General features: G+C 64.6%; 20 protein-coding genes. 10 read left to right on the top strand and 10 right to left on the bottom strand.

What is annotated here, in order from left to right:
* Window positions 1-6: 6 nt before the first annotated feature.
* Window positions 7-261 (bottom strand): hypothetical protein, encoded by a 255-nt coding sequence (locus ACEN9O_RS11015; protein ID WP_495617581.1) that lies wholly within the window; start codon window positions 259-261, stop codon window positions 7-9.
* 225 nt (window positions 262-486) lie between these two features.
* On the opposite strand from ACEN9O_RS11015, the gene ACEN9O_RS11020 reads away from it, so the two are divergent.
* Window positions 487-1,821 (top strand): GGDEF domain-containing protein, encoded by a 1,335-nt coding sequence (locus ACEN9O_RS11020; RefSeq protein ID WP_495617582.1) that lies wholly within the window; start codon window positions 487-489, stop codon window positions 1,819-1,821.
* 14 nt (window positions 1,822-1,835) lie between these two features.
* On the opposite strand, the gene ACEN9O_RS11025 is transcribed toward ACEN9O_RS11020, so the two are convergent.
* From ACEN9O_RS11025 to ACEN9O_RS11035, 3 genes are all read right to left on the bottom strand, one after another.
* Window positions 1,836-2,759, bottom strand: a complete 924-nt coding sequence (locus tag ACEN9O_RS11025) for an EamA family transporter (protein WP_495617583.1) — start codon at window positions 2,757-2,759, stop codon at window positions 1,836-1,838.
* A gap of 48 nt (window positions 2,760-2,807) precedes the next feature.
* Window positions 2,808-4,973, bottom strand: coding sequence for an FUSC family protein (locus tag ACEN9O_RS11030; RefSeq protein ID WP_495617584.1), 2,166 nt, complete (start codon window positions 4,971-4,973; stop codon window positions 2,808-2,810).
* Between the two features lie 81 nt (window positions 4,974-5,054).
* Window positions 5,055-6,743 (bottom strand): M14 family zinc carboxypeptidase, encoded by a 1,689-nt coding sequence (locus ACEN9O_RS11035; RefSeq protein WP_495617585.1) that lies wholly within the window; start codon window positions 6,741-6,743, stop codon window positions 5,055-5,057.
* Between the two features lie 205 nt (window positions 6,744-6,948).
* Here ACEN9O_RS11035 and ACEN9O_RS11040 point away from each other — a divergent pair, with 205 nt between their 5' ends.
* Window positions 6,949-7,719, top strand: a complete 771-nt coding sequence (locus tag ACEN9O_RS11040) for a hypothetical protein (protein ID WP_495617586.1) — start codon at window positions 6,949-6,951, stop codon at window positions 7,717-7,719.
* Between the two features lie 19 nt (window positions 7,720-7,738).
* On the opposite strand, the gene ACEN9O_RS11045 is transcribed toward ACEN9O_RS11040, so the two are convergent.
* The 5 genes from ACEN9O_RS11045 to purB all read right to left on the bottom strand — a co-directional run bounded on the left by ACEN9O_RS11045 (window position 7,739) and on the right by purB (window position 11,710).
* Window positions 7,739-8,308 carry an NADPH-dependent FMN reductase gene (locus ACEN9O_RS11045; protein ID WP_495617587.1) on the bottom strand — a complete coding sequence of 190 codons (570 nt, stop codon included), beginning with the start codon at window positions 8,306-8,308 and terminating at the stop codon, window positions 7,739-7,741.
* Window positions 8,309-8,417: 109 nt separating this feature from the next.
* Window positions 8,418-8,984, bottom strand: coding sequence for a YceI family protein (locus ACEN9O_RS11050; protein WP_495617588.1), 567 nt, complete (start codon window positions 8,982-8,984; stop codon window positions 8,418-8,420).
* 22 nt (window positions 8,985-9,006) lie between these two features.
* On the bottom strand, window positions 9,007-9,558 hold the full coding sequence (locus ACEN9O_RS11055; RefSeq protein ID WP_495617589.1) for a YceI family protein: 552 nt from the start codon (window positions 9,556-9,558) through the stop codon (window positions 9,007-9,009).
* A 26-nt stretch (window positions 9,559-9,584) separates the two neighbouring features.
* Window positions 9,585-10,109, bottom strand: a complete 525-nt coding sequence (locus ACEN9O_RS11060) for a cytochrome b (protein ID WP_495617590.1) — start codon at window positions 10,107-10,109, stop codon at window positions 9,585-9,587.
* 224 nt (window positions 10,110-10,333) lie between these two features.
* Window positions 10,334-11,710: an adenylosuccinate lyase gene (purB, locus tag ACEN9O_RS11065; RefSeq protein ID WP_495617591.1), complete on the bottom strand. Its 1,377-nt coding sequence runs from the start codon at window positions 11,708-11,710 to the stop codon at window positions 10,334-10,336.
* A 107-nt stretch (window positions 11,711-11,817) separates the two neighbouring features.
* On the opposite strand from purB, the gene ACEN9O_RS11070 reads away from it, so the two are divergent.
* The 6 genes from ACEN9O_RS11070 to ACEN9O_RS11095 all read left to right on the top strand — a co-directional run bounded on the left by ACEN9O_RS11070 (window position 11,818) and on the right by ACEN9O_RS11095 (window position 20,098).
* Window positions 11,818-12,426 (top strand): glutathione S-transferase family protein, encoded by a 609-nt coding sequence (locus ACEN9O_RS11070; RefSeq protein ID WP_495617592.1) that lies wholly within the window; start codon window positions 11,818-11,820, stop codon window positions 12,424-12,426.
* Between the two features lie 3 nt (window positions 12,427-12,429).
* A complete protein-coding gene (locus tag ACEN9O_RS11075) occupies window positions 12,430-13,476 on the top strand; it encodes a LacI family DNA-binding transcriptional regulator (RefSeq protein ID WP_495617593.1) in 1,047 nt (348 codons plus the stop codon).
* Window positions 13,477-13,629: 153 nt separating this feature from the next.
* Window positions 13,630-15,927 carry a TonB-dependent receptor gene (locus tag ACEN9O_RS11080; RefSeq protein ID WP_495617594.1) on the top strand — a complete coding sequence of 766 codons (2,298 nt, stop codon included), beginning with the start codon at window positions 13,630-13,632 and terminating at the stop codon, window positions 15,925-15,927.
* A complete protein-coding gene (locus tag ACEN9O_RS11085) occupies window positions 15,917-17,776 on the top strand; it encodes an alpha-amylase family glycosyl hydrolase (RefSeq protein WP_495617595.1) in 1,860 nt (619 codons plus the stop codon). The genes ACEN9O_RS11080 and ACEN9O_RS11085 overlap by 11 nt, the downstream gene beginning before the upstream one ends.
* A 34-nt stretch (window positions 17,777-17,810) precedes the next feature.
* Window positions 17,811-18,767, top strand: a complete 957-nt coding sequence (locus ACEN9O_RS11090; protein ID WP_495617596.1) for a PfkB family carbohydrate kinase — start codon at window positions 17,811-17,813, stop codon at window positions 18,765-18,767.
* Window positions 18,764-20,098 carry an MFS transporter gene (locus ACEN9O_RS11095; protein ID WP_495617597.1) on the top strand — a complete coding sequence of 445 codons (1,335 nt, stop codon included), beginning with the start codon at window positions 18,764-18,766 and terminating at the stop codon, window positions 20,096-20,098. Before ACEN9O_RS11090 ends, ACEN9O_RS11095 begins: the two co-directional genes overlap by 4 nt.
* Here ACEN9O_RS11095 and bfr read toward each other — a convergent pair.
* On the bottom strand, window positions 20,095-20,568 hold the full coding sequence (bfr, locus tag ACEN9O_RS11100; protein WP_495617598.1) for a bacterioferritin: 474 nt from the start codon (window positions 20,566-20,568) through the stop codon (window positions 20,095-20,097). The two genes, ACEN9O_RS11095 and bfr, sit on opposite strands and share 4 nt — an antisense overlap.
* Window positions 20,569-20,731: 163 nt before the next feature.
* On the opposite strand from bfr, the gene ACEN9O_RS11105 reads away from it, so the two are divergent.
* Together ACEN9O_RS11105 and ACEN9O_RS11110 are read left to right on the top strand one after the other, a co-directional pair.
* Window positions 20,732-21,412 (top strand): Fe2+-dependent dioxygenase, encoded by a 681-nt coding sequence (locus tag ACEN9O_RS11105; protein WP_495617599.1) that lies wholly within the window; start codon window positions 20,732-20,734, stop codon window positions 21,410-21,412.
* 68 nt (window positions 21,413-21,480) lie between these two features.
* Entirely contained in the window at window positions 21,481-22,005 is a 525-nt protein-coding gene (locus ACEN9O_RS11110; protein WP_495617600.1) for a pyridoxamine 5'-phosphate oxidase family protein, read from the top strand.

The raw sequence follows: 22,005 nt of genomic DNA on the forward strand, positions 1-22,005 counted from the left end.
TTTCGATTAGCCGCGTGACGCCATGAAGCGCAGTTCGGCGGACAGGTTAGGGGAATGACGTTCGCAGTCATTGGCCAGGCGGTTCAGCCAGGATGCGGAGGCTTCCATCTCGCGCTGCGAAACAACCTCGTCCGCCACGATGGCTGGACGCGGCTTGACGGCAAACAGTGCGGCAAACAGCTGGCGCGCTGCGGCGGCAACATTGCTTGCGTAGCCAGGGGTGGCGAAGTCGTTGTAGGTCAGGTTGTTCGATGCGCTCATGAGAAGCTCCTTAAATATTCGTTTGTTGCAGTGCAGTATGCGCGTCTTTCAGTAATAAATAAAATTTTGATTTATGATACTCGCCATAAGTAATCGATATAACTGGAGATTTCCCCTATGACGGAAGCGTTCTGAGCAGTAACTTTTTTCGCTGTAGATTTTTTACGGGCCGGGCGCCATCGGGTATGATTACTGTCCAACTGGCAATAATTTGATGGAGCTCCGATGTCCCTGCGCACGAAATTCATGCTCGCCTTGCTGCTGACCGGGCTGGCTGCGGTGGCGATGGTGGGCGGCCTGGCTTACGTGGGGATGTCCAAGAAGGTTGACGTCATCCGTCGCCAGCATGCCGCTGACAACTTTTACGAGGGCATGAGCGGCTATCTGCAAAAGTACGGCAGCTGGCAAGCGGCCACCGCAGCCGAGCCCTTTGACGAATTCATGCACAGCTACAACGACGCGCATGGCACGCGGCCGCCGCCGCCGGATGGCGAGGAGCGTCCCGGCCCGCCGCCGGGCGATGGGCCGCCGGGCGAAGGGCCGCCGCGTCCCGGCGACCGTCCGCCGCCGCGCCGCGCCGGAGGCGAGCCGCCGTATCACTTCATTGTGGCAGACCAGGATTACCGCGTGCTGCTGGGAGCCGGCGTGTACCGGCCCAAGGAATTGCTGCCTGAATCGGCCCGCAAGGATGCGCGCGCCGTCAAGGTGGGCGAGCGCGTGATGGCCTACATTTCGCCAGAAGGCATTTTCACTCCCAGCAAACAGGAACAGCAATACATGGATGCGATGCGCGAAGCGCTGCTGGCCGGCGTGACCGGCGCGGCGGCGCTGGCGCTGGTGCTGGGCGTTCTGCTGAGCCGGGGGCTGAGCCGCAAGCTCAGTCACCTGACCGGCGCGGTGCGCGCCATGCACGGCGGCTCGCTGCTGCAACGGGTGCCGGTCGAGGGCAGGGACGAAGTGGCAGTGCTGGCCAGCGCCTTCAACGACATGAGCGAGCAATTGGCGCGCTCGCACGCGGAGCTGAAGGAGTCGCACCAGACCATCCTGGCGCAGGCCGAGCAGATGCGCGAACTGAGCGTGCGCGACGCCCTGACCAAGCTGCACAACCGCCGCCATTTCGACGAGCATGCGACCACGCTGTTCAGCCACGCGGTGCGCCACAAGCGGCCGTTGAGCGTGGTGATAGGGGACATCGATTTCTTCAAGCGTATCAACGACCAGTTCTCGCACGCCACCGGCGACGCGGTGCTGCGTCAGGTCGGCGAGATCCTGCGCAGCCATATGCGCCTGAGCGACCTGGTGGCGCGCTACGGTGGCGAGGAATTCGTGATCGCCTTCCCGGAGACCGAGCTGCCGCAAGCGGCGGCGCTGTGCGACAAGCTGCGCAACCTGATCGAAGGCTTCCCGTGGCACGAGGTGCATCCGGACCTGAAGGTCACGATGAGCATGGGCGTGTACGCCGACCTGGCCGCCGGCACCGCCGAGGCCATGCTGCAAAAGGCCGATGCGCTGCTGTACCGCGCCAAACAGACGGGCCGCAACCGGGTCTGCTTCGCTTAATTTGATTTACTTGGCTAGCCGCGCTGGCCGAACCAGCGTCCGCCGAACATGGTGCAGATCAGCGAGGCGACGATCAGCGCGATGCCGGCCCACTGCCAGCCGGTGATGACGTCGCCCAGCGCGATCATGCCGGCGCTGATGCCGACCACCGGCACCCCAAGGCTGAACGGCGCCACACGATTGACCGGGTGGCGTTTCAGTAAGCGCGTCCACATGGCGTAGCCGAGGATGGTCGCCATCCAACCCAGGTAGGCGGCCGAGATCCAGGTGGCCAGCGGCGCGCCGGTCCAGCTCCAGCGCGTGGCCGGATCGTCGAAGGCCAGCGACAGGCCGATGAACGGCAGTATCGGCACCAGGCTGCACCAGACCATGAATCCCACCACATCGAATTGCGGCGTGGCCTGCTGCGCGCGGCGCACGACGATGTTCGACGCCGCCCACATCGCGGCGGCGGCCAGGCATAGCACGAAGCCGCCGGCGGTGGTGGCGCCCGCGTGGCCGGGCTGCACGTAGTTCATGCCGAAGCAGACCAGGCCCACAGCGGCCAGCACCAGGCCCGCTTGCAACTGGCGGCTGGCGCGTTCGTGCAGCAGGGCGAAACCGAAGAAGGCGGTGAAGAAGACCTGCGTTTGCAGGATCACGGAGGCCAGCGCCGCCGACATGCCGACTTTCAGCGACAGGAACAGCAGGCCGAATTGACCGACACCCTGACACAGGCCGTAAGCGATGATCCACTTCCCCGGCACCTTCGGTGGGCGAATGAACACGATCAGCGGCAGCACGGCGAAGATGTAGCGCGCGGCGCCCATCTGGAACGGCGTCAGGTTGCGCAGGCCGACTTTCATCGCGACGAAGTTGGTACCCCAGATCAGGACGACGAACAGGGCGGAGATCAGGTCACGGGTGCTGAAGGAGGACGGGGAGGTGGAGGCGGTCATGATGCCATCTTAGCAGGCCTGCGCCAGCCGCGCAGGCGACGGGCCGGATCAGGCCACGTTGCGGACGATGGCTTCGCTGTGGACGATGATCTTGACGGCGTCCGCCTGCAGCAGGCGGATGCGGCGCTGGACCAGCGGCCAGCCGGACCACGGCACGCTGGCGCCGTCCACGGCGGCGGGCGCGCTTGCCGGCGCGGTTGCGGGCGACGCAGCGGCGACGCTTGCGGCCTGCGGCGCCAGCGCCTGCGCCAGCGTGCGCACGACCTGCTCGTGGCTCTCGCGCAGCATGGCGTTGACGGGCGCCGTCGGCAGCTCCTTGACATGGCGGCGCAGGATGGCGCGCAGCGCCGCTACGTGCGCCACCAGCAGGTAGTTCTGCACGATGAACTGGTTGATGTCCTCCACCGCGCGCTGCTTGCGGGCCGGCTCGTCGAGCATGCGCACCAGCGCGGAGCTGAGCGCGGCCAGGCTGTCCATCAGGCGCTTGCGTTCGATGCGGTAGGCGAAATCGTCCTTGCCTTTGCCTTGCAGCAGATCGAAGCTGGCCTGCATGTAGCGCAGGTTCACATCCAGCACTTCGCGGATCAACCTTGGCAGGGTTTGATATTCCCAGCTGGCCAGCACGAAGCTGAACGCCGTCGCCACCGCCGCGCCGACGAAGGTGTCGATCAGGCGTTCGACGATCAGGTCGTGGTTGCCCGGCGCGATCAGGTGCATCTGCAGCAGGATCATGATGCTGACCGCGATGGCCGCGTAGCGGTAGCGCACATAGATGAAGGTCGGCGTGGCCACCGTCGACAGGATCAGGAAGCCCAGTATCACCGCCGGATAGTTCAGGTACTTGATGATCAGCGCCGTGATCACGCAGCCGATGATGGTGCCGACGATGCGGTCGCTGCGGCGCTGCTTGGTCATGCTGAAGCTGGGCTTGAGGATGATGACGATGGTCAGCACGATCCAGTAGCTGTGCGCCGCATACGGCAGCCACGAGGCCACCGCCAGGCCGACCGAGATCGCCATCGCCACCCGCAGCGAGAAGCGGAAGATCGGCGAATCGAAGCGCAGGTGCGACAGGATCATGCGCAGCTCGTACTTCTGCTGTGACAGGAAGGGGCCCATGTCGGCGTCGACCCAGAACGGCGTGGTGTCGTAGGCCTTCTGGCTGGCCTGGTGCAGCTCACCGATCATTTTGATGATGGCGCGGATCTTGTTGCGCTGCGCGCGCAGCACGGCCAGCGCTTCCTGCGTCGGCTTGCCTTCGTCCACGCGCTGCTGCAAGGCCGCCAGCTCCGCCTCGATGGCGGCCAGTTCCGGCTCGTAGCTGATCTCCGGGTAGGACGCCTTCTTGCGGGTGATGTCGTAGGCCACCGATTCGATATCGCGCGCCGCCTTGTAGGCCAGGTCGTGCAGCGTCCTGAGCACCGGCGAATCGGCCAGGTGCACGCGCAGTTGCGCGTAGTCGGTGTGGGTCGACAGGATCAGTTCATACAGGTCGAGCATGCAGACGTGGGTCTGCACGACGATGGCGTCCTTGCTGTTCTGGTGGCTGCGCAGTATCAGGTCGCGCGAGGCTTGCTGGCGGTCGGCCAGCAGGCTTTGATGGCGTACCAGCTTGTTGAATTGTTCGGTGAGGTTGTAGCGGGTGTCGTAGAAGTCGGCCTTGATGTCGATGTAGGCGGCCAGCTCGAACAGCGCCTCGGCCAGCACCTGCTGCTTGATGCGGTGGCGCAGTATCCACGAGATACCCATCGCGTAGGCCAGGTAGGCCACCGCGCCCAAGGTGAACAGGCCGGTGTGGATGAAGGACTGGCGCACCGTCAGGTCGTGTTCCATCGACATGGTCATGATGAACAGCGTGGCCAGTTGCAGCGGCATCGACTTCTTGCCGTAGACGACCATCATGCAGGCCAGGAAGCTGACCGCCACCAGCATGACCATCAGCAGCCAGTGCACCGGCGCGCACAAGCTGATCAACAGCGTGACGGCGCTGCACAGCAGGACCGAGGCGCTCATCTCGTTGAACTTGTGGCGCAGGGGGCTGGGCATGTCCATCAGCGCGGTGCAGAGCGCGCCGATGCAGACTGTCATGGCGGTGGCCATGCCGGCGAATTGCAGCGTGATCAGCGTGACGCCGACCAGGCCGGCGGCGAAGCGCAGGCCCAGGTAAAAGTAATGGCTGTAGAAGAAGGTGCGCAGGTTGAGTGCGTAATGCATGGCTTTGGCCTTGTGGGCAGCTGGCATGCGCGCCGCGGGATCGCCGCCGCGCGCATGGGATGACGCTAGTTGTTGCGGTGTTTAGAAGACGGACAGCACCGGGTAGCGGCGCCATTCCGGCTCGGCGTGGCGCTTGCCGTTTTCAAAGATGAAGCCGAGGACCTTGTCCTGGCTGGTCAGCAGCGCCGGATTGGCGGCCTTCCATTGTTCGAATTTCGCTTTCAGTTCGGGCTCGGTTTCCAGCATCTCCATCGCCAGGTCTTCGAACACGTAGTCGGAAAATGCTTCTTTCTTTTCCAGCACGCTGTTGAAGAAGCCCCAGCGGAAGAAGGAGTCGTGGCCTTGCGGCTCCAGCGTTTCGACGGCGTAGCGGGCGTTGGCCTGCTTGAGCGGAATGAAGTAGTCGCCCGGCTGCACGGTGAAGCTGCCGGTGCGCGCTTCCAGTTCCACCACGTCGTGGTACATATGGCCTTCGTAGGCGTTGGGGCGCGAGGTGACGGAGGCGATGTGGTAGTACTGCGCCTCGATGGTGGAGACTTCGTCGAAGCGCGCCATGTCCACGCCGTTCCATTGCAGGCGCTCGATGGCTTCGCGCCAGGCTTGCGGGATCACATAGCCCTTCGGCGCGCGCACGGTGGCAGATGGCACGAAGCTGTTGTAGTAGGCGATGTCCTTTTCCCATGGCTGGCTGCGGTCATAGGACAGGCGCATGTAGTCACCCAGCAGGCTTGGGCTGCGCTTGGCCGCGTAGCCTTTGAAGCGGAAGGTCGACGGATTCGCTTCGTCCATCTTCCAGCTCACGGTCCACTCCTTGGCGTTGGCGGCCTGCTCGCGCGCGTCGGCGCGCAGCTTGCGGATCTGCTCTCCGTGCGACACGGTGAAGGCCATCGTCACATCCAGCAGCGCGCGCATCGATTCGTAGCGGTCCTTGAAGGGCTTGAGCATATGCGTCTCGGGCATGAAGCCGATCACGTGGTGCAGCGCCGCGAAGCCGGTCGAGAAGCGCGGCACTTCGAGGAATTCGGCGATGCCGTCGTCCGGCGTGTCCTGCACCGGGTTGACGTAGGGGCAGGTCGGCCAGCCTTTCGCTTCCATCTGCGCGTAGATGTGCGGCAGCATGGTCTCGCGCAGGAAGGGGCCGAGGCCGTAGCCCAGCTTGTCCGCCTGGGTGTGGATCAGCGTCATTGTGTACGGATAGTCGGCACCGTTGGAGGTGTGGGTGTCCACCATCACGTCAGGGTCCCAGCTGGTGACGAGCTGGTTGAACAGCTGCGCGTTGAGCGTGTCGCACTTGATGAAGTCGCGGTTCAGGTCCAGGTGACGGCTATTGCCGCGGAAGCCGAACTGCTCCGGCCCGTCCTGGTTGACGCGCGAGGTGTTGGCGCGGTTGAGCGCGCCGTCGACGTTGTACAGCGGGACGAACAGCAGCACGGTCTTGCCCAGCGCGGCCAGGCGGGCCGGATCGAAGCACAGGTCGCGCACGATGGCCATGCAGGCGTCCACGCCTTCGGGTTCGCCGGGGTGGATGCCGTTGTTGTTGAAGAAGACGGTGCGGCCCTCGGCCTTGATCTGCGCGCGGTCGAACACGCCGTCCGCGCTGACTACGCCCGCATGCACCGGGATGCCGCCGTCGGACGTGCCGATCTGTTCAAAACGCAGCACTTGCGGGAAGCGCTGCGCCAGCTCCTGGTAGAAGGCGATGCATTCGCTCCACAAGGTGGTCTGGTTTTGATTGCCTTGTTCGTAAGGCGTGGGCATTTCTGGGTGCATGGCAGTCTGGATCTCAGAGGGAGTTGAGGGTGGGCGCGTCGCGCTGGATAAGCACTGCAACGCGCTGCCGAGGGCGGAATTGTATCATTCGTGCCCGATTTTTGAGCGGCGCCGGACTAGCCGGGCGTCGCTTTTGTGTTGCCTCAAGAAAACTTAACGGCGCTGGTGCTCTACTGGAGAACTGGAATATGGCCGGGAGGGAGCGATGGGCAACAGGTACGGATGGCGCGCGCTGATCGTGGTGGCCTTGCTGGCGCTGGGCTGCAAGGTGGGACTGGCGCAGATCGGGCCGCGCTATGTGATCGAGCTGGAAGGCGCGGCCACGCCTCCACCGCCCACCGAGGCGGGCCGCGTGCGGCTGGCGGGCAAGGGCCTGGCGCTGATTCACTTCCAGGGCCTGAGCATCCTGGCGGCGGGCGCCGACGCGGATGCCTACAGCGTCGAGGCGGTGCGGCAATGGCCGGCGGCCGACCTGTTGCTGGTCACGCCAGCCGGCAGCGGCCGGTATGGCGGGGTGGCGCCGCTGGCGTCGCTGGGCAAGCTGCCGGTGATCGTGGCGGCGCCGGTGGCCGCCGCGCCGAACGCCGCGTCGACGCAGCTGTCGCCGATGCCGGCCGGGGCGCCGCGGTTTTATCCGATGCAGAGCTGGGATACGCTGCATCTGCGCAAGGGCAAGACGCGGCTGCGGGTGACGGCGCTGCCCGGACAGCCGGGCACGGCCAACGTGGCGGGATTCATGCTGGAGGTGAGCAATAGCTGGGCTTCCTACCGGCTGTACGTCAGTTGCGAACACCTGGCGGCGGACCAGGCGGGCGTGCTGGCGCAACGCCTGCCGGGCGCCGATCTGGCGCTGCTGCCGGACCATCACAGGCCGCTGCTGCTGGCGCTGCAACGCGGGGCGCGGCCGACCGCCGCCATGGCAAGGCCGGCCGTGCTGACCGAGGCCGGCCTGGCGTTCACGGCGATCAAACGGTGATCAGGCGCTGATCATGCGCTCATGACTTCGTGGCGTTGGTGTCGACCCAGGCGGCGAAGGCGTTCATGAATTTTTGCAGGAACTCCCTGGTGCTGTCGTTGTTCAACTTGCCGTCGTCGCCGAGCAGCTTGGCGGCGCCGCCGATGTAGGCTTCCGGCTGCTGCAACAGCGGCATGTCGAGGAACACCGTCGACTGGCGCAGGTGGTGGTTGGCGCCGAATCCGCCCGTCGCGCCCGGCGACACGCTGACGATGGCGGCGGGCTTGCCGCCCCAGATGCTGCTGCCGTAAGGGCGCGAGCCGACGTCGATGGCGTTTTTCAGCGGCGCCGGCACCGAGCGGTTGTATTCCGGCGTGACGAACAGCACGGCCTGCGCTTCCTTCATGCGCTGGCGGAAGTGGGTCCACGCCTGCGGCGCGGTGGCGCCGTTTTCCTCCAGGTCCTGGTTGTACAGCGGCAGTTCGCCGATCTCGACGATCTCCAGCTGCAACGACGGCGGCGCCAGCGCGATCAGCTCGTGGGCGAACTTGCGGTTGAGCGAATCCTTGCGCAGACTGCCGATCACTACGGCGACTTTTTTCGCGGCCATGACTTCTCCTGAACACGGTTGTGGGAAGCCCTTAATGTACCCGATCCATGAAAAAAACCACGCCGCGTTGCCGGGGCGTGGTTTCGTTGCTGAAGCGGGGGCTGCGAGATCAGTCGGCCTTGATGGCTTCGATCTGGATCGCCAGCTTGACCTCCGGCGCGAAGGCCGGGGTGCCGTAGTTCAGGCCGAAATCGGTGCGCTTGAATTCGGCCACGGCGTTGGCGCCGCAGACTTCGCGCTTGTAGCGCGGGTGCATGATGCAGTTGAACTTGTCCACCTTCAGCGCCACCGGCTTGGTCACGCCCAGCAGCGTCAACTCGCCTTCGACGCCGACCAGCTTGTCGCCCTCGAACTTGAACGATTTGCTCTTGTAGCTGATGGTCGGGAATTTCTCGACGTTGAACATGTCGGCCGTCTTGGCGTGGCTGTTCATCTTCTCCATGCCGAAGTCGATCGAGTCGGCCGCGATGGCGATGTCCAGCGCGCCGGTCTTGGCGGCGCGGTCCATCGTCACGGTGCCGCTGGTCTTGTCGAACTTGCCGCGCCAGACCGACAGGCCCATGTGGTCGGCCTCGAAGCTCGGGTAGGTGTGCGTCGGGTCGATGTTGTAGGTGGCGGCGATGGCGGACGTGGCCGAGGCGGCCAGCAGCGTGGCGATCAGGATTTGCAATTTCATCTAACGGTCTCCGATGGAAAAATTATTGGGCGACGACGTGGAACTTGATGGTCACTTCATCGGCGACCATGCCGGTGTCTTTCCATTCGCCTTCGCCGATGTTGTAGGCCAGGCGCTTGATCGGCAGCGCACCTTCAAACACTTGCTTGCCGCCGTCGGCCTTGACCGTCAGCGGGAAGGTGATGTCGGCGGTCTTGCCCTTGATGGTCAGCTTGCCGGTGACGTTGAGCTTGCCGGCGCCGGCGCTCTTGATCGCGGTCGAGACGAAGGTCGCCTTCGGGAACTGGGCCGAGTTGAACCATTCCTTCTTCGCCACTTCCTTGTTCATGTCGGCGTCGCCCACGTCCAGGCTGGCGGTCTCGACTTCAACGGTGGCCTTGGAGGCGTCCGGCTTGGCCGCATCGTAGTCGATGGCGACGGTGTATTTCTTGAACTTGGATTCGACCGGCACGTTCATCTGCTTGAACACGGCCGATACGGTCGACTTGGCCGGATCGGTCTTCAGCGCGGCGGCGCTGGCGGCCAGGGCGATACCCATCATCGAGACGAGGGCGAGTTTTTTCATGGTTTTCATTGTTGGCTCCGGTGATGTGGTGGGGATTACGGCAGCATGCGTTTCAGCGTGGCGTCGCGGTCGACAAAGTGATGCTTGAGTGCGGCGAGCGCGTGCGCCACGACGGCGGCGGCCATCGTCATGGTCAGAACATAGTGAACGGTTTTTAAGATCGGCTTAAGCTCGGCGTTCGGCTCGATGAGGGCCGGCAGCTGGAACAGGCCCAGGTACACCACCGGCACGCCGGCCGCGTAGGTGTACAGGTAGCCGGAAACCGGCACCGCGAAGATGAAGAAGTACAGCAGGTAGTGCATGCCGTCGGCCACCTTGTGCTGCCAGGCCGGAATGCTGGCCAGCGGCGGCGGCGGGGTATTGGCCTTGCGCCACAGCAGGCGGATGGCGGCCACGCCCAGCACCGTCACGCCCAGCCATTTGTGCCAGGAATAGTATTTGAGTTTGGTGGGCGTGATGCCGTGGATGTCCACCATGGTCAGGCCGAGGAAGAAGGCGGCGATGATCAGCAGGGCGGTCAGCCAGTGCAGCAACATTGCTGTTTTGGTATAGCGTTGCATAAGCGTGAGCTCCAGAAAATAGTACGTGTTAGGACTAATATACCAAAGAAATGCAAAGTGTGCTGGCGATGTGGCCAACCCCGTGTGCTGTGAGCGATACGCTTGCTGCCCCACTTAGGGGACGGACCCCGTACGGGGTCCGTCCCCGCCTGGCGGTGCGGGGTAAAAAAAGCCCCCGGGACGTGGGTCGCGGGGGCTAGTGTAGAACAGTTTGCTTGGTTTGCTTAGATGGCTTTAGCCAGATCCGTCGCGATGCCGATGTAGTTGGCCGGGGTCATGGCCAGCAGCAGGTCCTTGGCGTCCTGCGGAATCGCCAGGCCGGTGATGAAGTCGCGCAGCGCGTCTTTCGAGATGCCTTTGCCGCGGGTCAGCTCTTTCAGCTGCTCGTACGGGTTCTCGATGCCGTAGCGGCGCATCACGGTTTGCACCGGCTCGGCCAGCACTTCCCAGTTGGCATCCAGGTCGGCGGCCAGGCGGGCGTGGTTCACTTCCAGCTTGTTCAGGCCGCGCAGGCAGCTGTCGTAGGCCAGCAGCGTGTAGCCCAGGCCGACGCCGATGTTGCGCAGCACGGTCGAATCGGTCAGGTCGCGCTGCATGCGCGAGACCGGCAGTTTTTCGGACAGGTGCTTGAGCACGGCGTTGGCCAGGCCCAGGTTGCCTTCCGAGTTTTCGAAGTCGATCGGGTTGACCTTGTGCGGCATGGTCGACGAGCCGATTTCACCGGCCTTGGTCTTCTGCTTGAAGTAGCCCAGCGAGACGTAGCTCCAGATGTCGCGGTTCAGGTCCAGCAGGATGGTGTTGACGCGGGCGAAGGCGTCGAACAGCTCGGCCATGTAGTCGTGCGGTTCGATCTGGATGGTGTACGGGTTGAACACCAGGCCCAGGCGCTTCTCAATCACGTTCCGGGAGAACGCCGCCCAGTCGAACGATGGGTAGGCCGACAGGTGGGCGTTGTAGTTGCCGACCGCGCCGTTCATCTTGCCGAGGATTTCAACCTGTTCGATGCGCTTGATGGCGCGCTGCAGGCGGGCGACGACGTTGGCCATCTCCTTGCCCAGCGTGGTCGGGCTGGCGGTCTGGCCGTGGGTGCGCGAGAGCATCGGCACGTCGGCGTTGTCGATGGCGATTTCCTTCAGGCGGGCGATGACCTTGGTCAGCGACGGCAGCATGACGCTGTCGCGGGCCGCCTTGAGCATCATGCCGTGCGAGGTGTTGTTGATGTCTTCCGAGGTGCAGGCGAAGTGGATGAACTCCGACGCGGCCACCAGTTCCGGCACGTCCTTGACCTGCTCCTTGAGCCAGTACTCCACGGCCTTGACGTCGTGGTTGGTGACGGCTTCGATTTCCTTGATGCGGGCTGCGTCTTTTTCGGTGAACTCGTTGGCGATCTTGTCCAGCAGGGCGGTGCCCGCGGCCGAGAACGGCTTGATTTCAGCGAAACCGGCCAGCGACAGCGCTTGCAGCCAGGAGATTTCTACTTTGACGCGGTGGTGCATGAAGCCCGATTCGGACAGGATGGGACGCAGCAGGTCGGTTTTGCCGGCGTAGCGGCCGTCCAGCGGCGACAGCGCCGACAGCGTGGAGTAAGGAGTAGTGGTCATGATGGGAAGGAGGCAGGGTTAAAATTGCGCAAAGGTAGATTTTACCATTGGCCGGCCTCCAGGCCGCCGATGTTATACTGAAGCCTGATCTTCCACTCTAAGCCTCTATGAAACTCATCGGTTCCCTCGCCAGTCCTTATGTACGCAAAGTTCGTGTTGTCTTGGCTGAAAAGAAGCTTGACTACCAGTTTGAATTGGAAGATGTGTGGGCTGCGGATACCACCATCGGCAAGCTGAATCCCCTGGGCAAAGTGCCCAGCCTGGTCATGGAAGACGGCGACGTCATGATCGATTCGCGCGTCATGGTCGAGTACCTCGATACGCTGACGCCGGTGTGCAAGCTGCTGCCGACTAACGGCCGCGAGCGCGCCGACATCAAAAGCTGGGAAGCCCTGGCGGATGGCATGCTGGACGCCGCCATCATCGTGCGCCTGGAACGCCTGCAGCGGCCGCCCGAGCTGCAAAGCGAGGCATGGATCGCACGCCAGATGCGCAAGGTGGAGCTGGGCCTGGCGGCACTGTCGGCAAAGCTTGGCGAGCAGCCTTACTGCGCCGGCAACCACTACACGCTGGCCGATGTGGCCGTGGGCTGCACGCTGGGCTGGCTGTCGTTCCGCTTCCCGGAAATCGCCTGGCGCGACGATTACGCCAACCTGGCGCGCCTGTACGACAAGCTGGCCGAGCGCCAGTCGTTCAAAGACACCGTGCCGCAATAAGCCATGCCCAAGACCACGCCGCCCGACGCGGACGGCTCCGCCCAGCAGCGGCGCCTGCAGATGGCCGACATCGCGCGGCTGGCCGGCGTGTCGACGTCAACGGTGTCGCGCGCGCTGGCCGGCAGCAAGCTGGTGAGCGAGGAGACGCGGGTGCGCATCATGGAGCTGGCGCGCTCGCTCAAGTACACCATCAACATCGGCGCGCAGAACCTGCGCATGAAGCAGAACCGCACCGTCGGCGTGGTGATTCCGTACGACTCGGCCACGCGCCAGCATTTGTCCGATCCCTTCTTCCTGTCGATGCTGGGCAGCCTGGCCGACGCGCTGACCGAGCTGGGTTTCGACATGCTGGTCTCGCGGGTGGACGCCGAGGAGCTGGACGCGGCCGCCGCGCCGTTCGATACGGGCCGGGTGATCGGCATCATCCTGATTGGCCAGTGGCGCCATCATGAACAACTGAACCAGCTGGCCGCGCGCCACGTGCCCATCGTGGTGTGGGGCGCGCAATTGCCGCAGCAGCTGTACTGCACCGTCGGCGGCGACAATGTGAGCGGCGGCGAGCTGGCCGGCGCGCACCTGATCGCGCAGGGCCGCAAGCACATCGCCTTCTTCGGCGATATCAACCTGCCCGAGGTGGGCCAGCGCTACCAAGGCCTGTGCCGCGCGCTGGAGCGGGCCGGCATGCGGGTCGATCCGGCCTTGCAGGTGTCGGTGTCCTTCCTGCCCGAGGGCGGCAAGGAGGCGGTGCAGGAACTGCTGCGCCGTGGCGTGCCGTTCGACGCGGTGTTCGCCGGCAGCGATCTGATGGCCATGACCTCGATTAACACGCTGCGCCAGCACGGCTACGATGTGCCGGGCCAGGTCGCCGTGGTGGGCTATGACGATATCGAACTGGCCGGCTACTTCCATCCGCCGCTGACCACCGTGCAGCAACCTATCCGCGAGGCCGGCCGCGCGCTGGTGTCCCAACTGCTGGAGCTGGTCGACGGCCGCCCGGCGCCTTCGCTGCAAATTCCCACCCAGTTGATCGTCCGCAACAGTTCTGTCTGATTTATGCAACCGTTTGCATGGACTGCACAGTAAGGTAGTTAAATATATTTTTGCAGCGTTATGCAATCGATTGCATTAAATCGAAATCCGAGGAATAATGGCGTACCTGCTCAATTAAGCGGCAGATCAAAACGACAATATCTGGAGACGACTATGGAACAACGCACCTTTAAACTGGGCGGCATCGCTGCCGCTGTTGCAACGGCTGTCCTGCACATGGGTAGCGCCTCGGCGCAGGAAGCCGCACCGGCCGCGCCGGCCGATGGCCTGAACATGGAGCGCGTGGTCGTCACCGGCACCTCCGGCGGCTCCACGAAGATGAAGACCAGCGTGTCGATCAGTACCCTGGAAGGCGACACCATCAAGAACAGCGCGCCGTTGAGCGCTGCCGAGGTGCTGCGCTCGGTGCCGGGCGTGCGCTCGGAATCGTCGGGCGGCGAGGGCAACGCCAATATCACCGTGCGCGGCGTGCCGATCTCGGCCGGCGGCGCGCGCTACGTGCAGATCCAGGAAGACGGCCTGCCGGTGCTGCAATCGGGCGACTTCAACTTCATCACGCCGGACAGCTACGTCAAGATCGACGGCACGCTGGACCACCTGGAAGTGGTGCGCGGCGGCTCGGCCTCCACGCTGGCAACCAACGCGCCGGGCGGCATCATCAACTTCATCACCAAGACCGGCGACGAAAAGGGCGGCCATATCGGCATCAGCCACGGCCTGGGCTACGACGAGACCCGTCTGGACTTCGACTACGGCGCGCCGATCTCGGACAAGACGCGCTTCTTCATCGGCGGTAACTACCGCACCGGCGAAGGCGTGCGCAACACCGGCATGAGCACCGAGGATGGCGGCCAGATCCGCGGCAATATCACGCACGACCTGGATAACGGCTTTATCCGCCTGTCGTTCAAGCACGTGGACGACAAATCGCCGACCGCGCTGCCGGTGCCGGTGCAGGTGGTGAACCAGCAGATCCAGGAAATCCCCGGCATCGATCCGCGCAAGGTGACGTTCTACTCGCCGTACTGGGTGCGCGATGTCGCGCTGAGCAAGAACAACACGCCGGTGTCGACCAACGTCAACGACGGCTTGAAAGTGAAGAGCGATACGGTCGGCCTGGAAGGTTCGTTCGACCTGGGCGACGGCTGGAACCTGAGCGACAAGTTCCGCACCGCCAGCAACAGCGGACGCTTCACCGGCGTCTTCGCCGCCAACAACGGCACGGTCGGCAGCTATGTGTTCGCCACGGGACCGAACAAGGGCAAGGCCTACAATGGCCGCGCCTTCTCCGCCGTGGTGTTCAACACCTCGATCGACGACGCCGGCAATACGCTCAACGACACCAAGCTGGCCAAGACCTTCAAGCTGGCCGACGGCTCCAAGCTGACCACCACCGCCGGCTTGTACCTGTCGACGCAGAAGCTGGGGCTGACCTGGAACTTCAACGAGTACCTGATGCAGGCCAGCGGCGACAAGCCGGCCTTGCTGCAAACGGCCAGCGGCACGCCAGGCCTGGTCGGTCCGGCCTTTGGCGGCTGCTGCTCGCGCGCGGTCGACATGGAATACAAACTGACGTCGCCGTACCTGAACGTGGGCTATGAAACCGGTCCGCTGAACATCGACGCCAGCGTGCGACAGGACCGCCAGCGCGCCAGCGGCACGGCCAATATCGCCACCATGAGCGGCGGCGCGCTGCGCTACGATGCGGCCACGCAGCAGCTGGTGGACTACAAGATCAACCACAACTCGTACTCGGTCGGCGGCAACTACCGCATCACCAACACCCTGGCGGCGTTTGCCCGCGTCAGCGATGGCGTGGCCTTCAATGCGGACCGCATCCTGTTCGGCACCCCGCTGGATGGCAGCGCGCCGATCAACATCAACACCGTCAAGCAGATCGAGGGCGGCGTGAAGTGGCGCAGCGGCGGCGTCAGCACCTTCGTGACGCTGTTCCAGGCCAAGACCGACGAGAGCAACTACGAGGCGACCACGCAGCGCAGCACCTCCAACAAGTATGATGCCAAGGGTGTGGAGCTGGAAGGCGCGTATGCGCTGGGCGACTTCCGCGTCACCGGTGGCATGACCTACACCGACGCCAAGATCACCGGCACCGCGCCCGGCGACGTGGCGGTGATCGGCAACACGCCGCGCCGCCAGGCCAAGGTGGTGTACCAGATCGCTCCGACCTACACCTTCGGCCAGGCCACCGTCGGCGCCAGCGTGATCGGCACCGGCAAGTCGTGGGGCGACGATGCGCACACCATCGTGCTGCCGGCGTACCAGGTGGTGAACGCCTTCGTCAATTATCACGTGACGGAGAAGGCGACCCTGTCGCTGAGCGTGAATAACCTGTTCAACAAGATCGGTTACACCGAAGTCGAAGGCGACGGCCATGCCGCCCGTTCCATCACCGGCCGTGCCGCGAAAGTCAGCCTGTCCTATGCCTTCTAAAGTAATGTCGGACCGCCTGCTGACGGTCCTTCCCGACGAGCTGCGGCCGCAGGCTGCGCAGCGGCTGGCGGCGGCGGAGCCGGTGCTGCGCCGGCTGCTGGCCGGCCTGTATGGCGAACGCGCCGATTTCGACGCGTGGCTGGGCAATCTGATGGAGTCGCTGGGCGCGCTGTACTCGGCGCGGCCGCCGGAACTGCGGGCGCTCGACGCGCAGCGCGCCGCGCAGCCGGAATGGTTCCTCAGCCAGCGCATGCTGGGTTACTGCGCCTACGTGCAGAACTTCGGCGGCGATTTGAACGGCGTGGCGGCGCGCATCCCGTATCTGCGGGAACTGGGCGTCAGCTATCTGCACCTGCTGCCGTTCCTGCGGCCGCGCGCGGGCGAGAACGACGGCGGCTTCGCCGTCGCCAGTTTCGACGAAGTCGATCCCGCGCTGGGCAGCAACGCCGATCTGGATGCGCTGACCACGCAGCTGCGCGCAACCGGCATCAGCCTGTGCTCGGACTTCATCCTGAACCACGTGGCCGACGATCACGCCTGGGCGCTGGCCGCCAAGGCCGGCGACGCCGGGGCGCGCGCGATGTTCCATGTGTTCCCGGACCGCGCCATGCCGGACCGCTACGAGCGCACGCTGGGCCAGGTGTTCCCGCAGGTCGCGCCGGGCAATTTCACCGATGTGGAAGCGATGGGCGGCTGGGTGTGGACCACGTTCTACCCGTACCAGTGGGACCTGAACTACGCCAACCCGGCGGTGTTCGCCGAGATGGCCGCCGCGCTGCTGCGCCTGGCCAATCGCGGCATCGAAGTGTTCCGCCTCGATTCCACGGCCTTCCTGTGGAAGCGCGAGGGCACCAACAGCATGAACCAGCCGGAAGCCCACCAGCTGCTGCAAGCCTTGCGGGCCATCGTCGACATCGTCGCGCCGGGCGTGCTGCTGAAGGCCGAAGCCATCGTGCCGACGCGCGAGCTGCCGGCCTACCTGGGCAGCGCCGAGGCGCCCGAATGCCACATCGCCTATCACAGCAGCCTGATGGCGGCCGGCTGGGTGGCGCTGGCGGAGCAGGGCACCGGCGTGCTGCGCGAAGTGATACGCAACACGCCCGCGCTGCCGGCCGCCGCGACGTGGCTCAGCTACGTGCGCTGCCATGACGACATCGGCTGGAACGTGCTGCGCGCGGAAGCCTCGGCCGACGGTGGCGACAGTGCCGCGCGGCTGGCGCGCGTGGCGCGCTTCTTCAGCGGCGCGGAGGGCAGCTACGCCATCGGCGCCGCCTTCCAGAGCACCGATCCGAACGCGGCGCACGGCAGCAACGGCATGGCCGCTTCGCTGACCGGCCTGCAGTCGGCCGGCACCGACGAGGAGCGCGCGCTGGCGCTGCGCCGCATGCTGCTGCTGCACGGCCTGGCCCTGAGCTTCGGCGCGCTGCCGGTGCTGTACATGGGCGACGAGCTGGCGATGGAGAACGACTACAGCTATCAAGATCGGCCGCAGCACGCGATGGACAGCCGCTGGCTGCAACGGCCGGTGTTCGACCAGCAGCGCTGGAAGCATCGCTACGATGTATCCACCGTGCCGGGGACGATGCATCAGGCGCTGGCCAAGCTGGTGCGCATACGCGGCCGGCACGACGCGCTGGCGGCCAACGCGCCGCGCACCCTGCTGGCCGATGCGCCGGACGGCATGCTGGCGCTGGAGCGCGGCGAACGCTTCCTGACGCTGATGAATTTCTCCGGCCAGCCGCAAAGCTATGCGCTGCAAGGCGGATGGCGCGATTGCGTGGCGGAGCAGCCGACCAGCGGCACGCTGGTGCTGGAACCGTACGCGATGTACTGGCTGGAACGCGAATAATATAGAATCGCCCAAACAGGGCGTGGAGACAAGCATGACCCAACAAACCATCGCCGTATTCGGCGAAGCGCTGGTCGACGATTTCATCACCGAGCAGGTTGTCGGCGGTGCGCCGTTCAATGTGGCGCGCAATCTGGCGGCTTTCGGCATGGCGACGCTGATGGTCACGCGCATCGGCGCCGACAAGAACGGCGCCTTGGTGCGCAGCGAATTCGAACGCTTCGGCATGAGCGAGGCGGGCCTGCAAATCGATCCGCAGGAGGCCACCGGCCGCGTGGTGGTCGAACGCAATGCGCAGGGCCACCGCTTCATCATCCTGCCCGACCAGGCTTACGATTACGTGGAGACCGGGCCGGCGCTGGCGGCGCTGGCGCAGGCCGCGCCGGGCACGATCTACTTCGGCACCATGGCGCAGCGGCACGAGCGCTCGCGTGCGGCGTTGCGGGCGATGCTCGATGCTTCGGGCGCGCAGCGCTACCTGGACCTGAATGTGCGCGACGGCCAGGTAACGGAGCGCTGCGCCTTCGAGTCGCTGCACCTGGCGGACATCGTCAAGGTCAACGAGGACGAGCTGAAGGATCTGTTCAGCTGGTACACCCACACCAAGCCGGGCACCAAGGCGATCGACAGCGCCGAGATGGTGGACGCCTGCCAGGCGCTGATGCGCATCTTCTCGCTGCAAGGCTTGATCGTCACGCTGGGCGAGCGCGGCGCGCTGTACTTCGGCGCCGACGGCGGCGTCATCGCCAACCAGGAGTGCCACGCGCCGGTGCGCATCGTCGACACGGTGGGCGCGGGCGATGCCTTCTCCGCCGTGTTCCTGTTCGGGCAGGCGCAGGGCTGGCCTGTCAGCCTGACGCTGGCGCGCGCCAACGCCTTTGCCGGCGCGATTTGCGGCATCTCCGGCGCGGTGCCGGCCGATATAGCGTTCTACCAGCCGTGGATCGCGGCCTGGCGCGGCGACGCGGTACTGCCCGGAGCCGTCGCATGAAGCCGCGGCTGTCGTTCTGGCAGATCGTGAACATGAACATCGGCTTCTTCGGCATCCAGTTCAGTTTCGGTCTGCAGCAGAGCAGCATGAGCCCGATCTACAAATACCTGGGCGCGGACGAGGCCAGCCTACCTTACCTGTGGCTGGCCGGGCCGATGACCGGCCTGCTGGTGCAGCCGCTGATCGGCGCCATGAGCGACCGCACGGTCACGCGCTGGGGACGGCGCACGCCGTACTTCCTGATCGGCGCCATCCTGTGCAGCCTTGGCCTGCTGGCGATGCCGTTCAGCCCCACGCTGTGGATGGCGGCCAGCCTGCTGTGGATACTGGACGCGGCCAACAACGTGACGATGGAGCCATACCGCGCCTTCGTCAGCGACAAGCTCGATCCTTCGCAGCATTCGGTCGGCTTCCTGACGCAGAGCGCCTTTACCGGGTTGGGACAGACGCTGGCCTACCTGACGCCGTCGCTGCTGGTGTGGATGGGCATGAACAAGGACGCCGTCAACGGCAGCCATATCCCGCACATCGTCATCGTGGCCTTTTTGATCGGCGCGGTGTTCTCGATTTCCTCGGTGCTGTGGACCTTGAAGACCACGCCGGAATACCCGTTGACCAGCGCGGAGCTGGCGCAGATCCGCGCGCGCCCGGCCGGCTGGCGTCACACGCTGGGCGACGTCGCCAGCGCCATCCGCGAGATGCCGCCGACGATGAAGCAGCTGGCGTGGGTCAAGCTGTTCCAGTGGTATGCGATGTTCTGCTATTGGCAGTACATCATGCTGTCGCTGTCGACCACCATCTACGGCACCACCGACCAGGCCTCGCAGGGCTTCCGCGACGCCGGCCTGCTGGCGGGGCAGGTGGGGGCGTTCTACAACTTCATCGCGTTCGTGGGCGCGCTGGCGCTGGTGCCGTTCACGCGCCGCCACGGGCCCAAGGTCACGCACAGCGTCTGTCTGGCGCTGGCCGGCGTCGGCATGCTGGCGATACCGATGATCCATACGCCGGCGCTGCTGTTCGTGCCGATGGTGGGCATCGGGCTGGCGTGGGCCAGCATCATGGGCAATCCGTATGTGATGCTGGCGGGCTGCATACCGCCGCAGCGTACCGGCGTCTACATGGGCATCTTCAATATGTTCATCGTGATCCCGATGATCATCCAGATCTTCACGCTGCCGCTGTACTACCGCAGCCTGCTGGGCGGGAACCCGGAGAACGTGATCCGCCTGGCCGGTGGCCTGATGCTGTGCGGCGCGCTGGCCGTGATGGCGGTGAAAATAAAAAAGCCGCAGGCGAACCCACGGCTTGAAGAGGAAGCCAGGACGGCTTAGTCTTCGCTCATCTGGCTTTGCAGGTAGTTCTGGATGCCGACCTTGCCGATCAGGTCCAGCTGCGTTTCCAGCCAGTCGATGTGTTCCTCGGTGTCTTCCAAAATCATCAGCAGCAGGTCGCGCGACACGTAGTCGGCGGCCTTCTCTGCGGCGGCGATGCCTTGCTTGACGGTGATCTGCGCGCCTTTTTCCAGCTTCAGGTCGCAGCCGATCATCTCTTCGGTGTTCTCGCCGATCATGATCTTGTGCATGGCTTGCAGGTTGGGCAGGCCGTCCAGCATCAGGATGCGGTCGATCAGTTTGTCGGCGTGCTTCATCTCGCCGATCGATTCTTCATATTCCTTCTTCGCGATCTTCTCGAAACCCCAGTGACGGTACATGCGCGAGTGCAGGAAGTACTGGTTGATGGCCGTGAGTTCGTTGGTCAGCTGAGCATTCAGCAGTTTGATGACATCTGGGTCGCCCTTCATGGGAGGCTTTCTCAAGTGGTGATGGAATACTGACATTTTGCCACGAACCGGGCGCTTCCCACAGCAGGCTGTGCGAAAGTGTAGCAATATCCCCGGACTGAGATTGTTGGCGCAAATGAAAACAATTAACATTCCCATATCGCCGATACGAAAGGACGCCCCCATGATGCTGCATATCCCCGCCGTGCTGACCAAGCCGCAGGTGCAGGAGTTCCGCCATCGCCTGGCGCAGGCCGACTGGGTGGACGGCCGCGGCACCGCCGGGGCGCAGAGCGCGCAGGTCAAGCGCAACCGCCAGCTGCCGGAGCTGTCGCCGCTGGCGCAGGAGCTGGGCGCCTTCATCACGCAGGCGCTGGCCGCCCATCCGCTGTTCTTCGCGGCGGTGCTGCCGCTGCGCATACTGCCGCCGTACTTCAACAGCTACGCCAGCGGCGAGCATTACGGCATGCATGTCGATGGCGCCATCCGCATGCGGCCCGGCACGGCCAACGCGATGCGGGCCGACGTCTCGTCGACCCTGTTCCTCAGCGAGCCGGAGGAGTACGACGGCGGCGAGTTGATCGTCAGCGACGCCTACGGCACGCACGAGGTCAAGCTGGCGGCGGGCGACCTGATCGTTTATCCGTCGAGCAGCGTGCACCAGGTGGCGCCGGTCACGCGCGGCGAGCGGGTCAGCTCGTTCCTGTGGACCCAGAGCATGGTGCGCGACGATGCCCGGCGCGGCATGCTGTTCGAGCTCGATCAGAACATCCAGAAGCTGCGCGCCGCGCACGGCGACAACGAGATCACGGTGGACCTGACCGGCCATTATCACAACCTGCTGCGCATGTGGGCCGATGTGTGAGGCAAGCCACCGAGGGTTGACGCCGTCAGGGGTAGTATCGATGCTTCCCCCTACCGGAGAGCACCGTCATGGACTCGACCAATGAAACCCATCACCAGGATCTGATCGGCGAGGACGCCGTCAAAAAAATCCGCGACTTTGTCGACAGCACGCCAGGCTGCTTCTTTTGCACCGACGACGTGGCCGGTGGCCCCGGCGACGCGCGGCCGATGACCGCCCTGCAGGTCGACGCGCAGGGCAATCTGTGGTTCGTCAGCGCCAGCGACAGCCTGAAGAACCTGGAGCTGGCGGCCGAGCCGTCCGCCACCCTGTACTTCCAGGCGTCGAGCCGGGCGGAGTTCATGCACCTGGAGGGCATCGCCACGGTGCTGCGCGATCCGGTCAAGCTGAAGGAGTTGTGGAGTTTTACGATGAAGACCTGGTTCACCGGCGGCGAGGACGATCCGCGCATCACGCTGATCAAGTTCGCGCCGACCTACGGCTACTATTGGGATACCAAACACGGCAGGGCGGTGGCCAGCGTCCGGATGCTGATCGGCGCCGTGATCGGCAAGACCCTGGACGATACGGTCGAGGGCAGGCTGGACGTCTGA

The sequence above is a fragment of the Duganella sp. Dugasp78 genome (assembly GCF_059491455.1).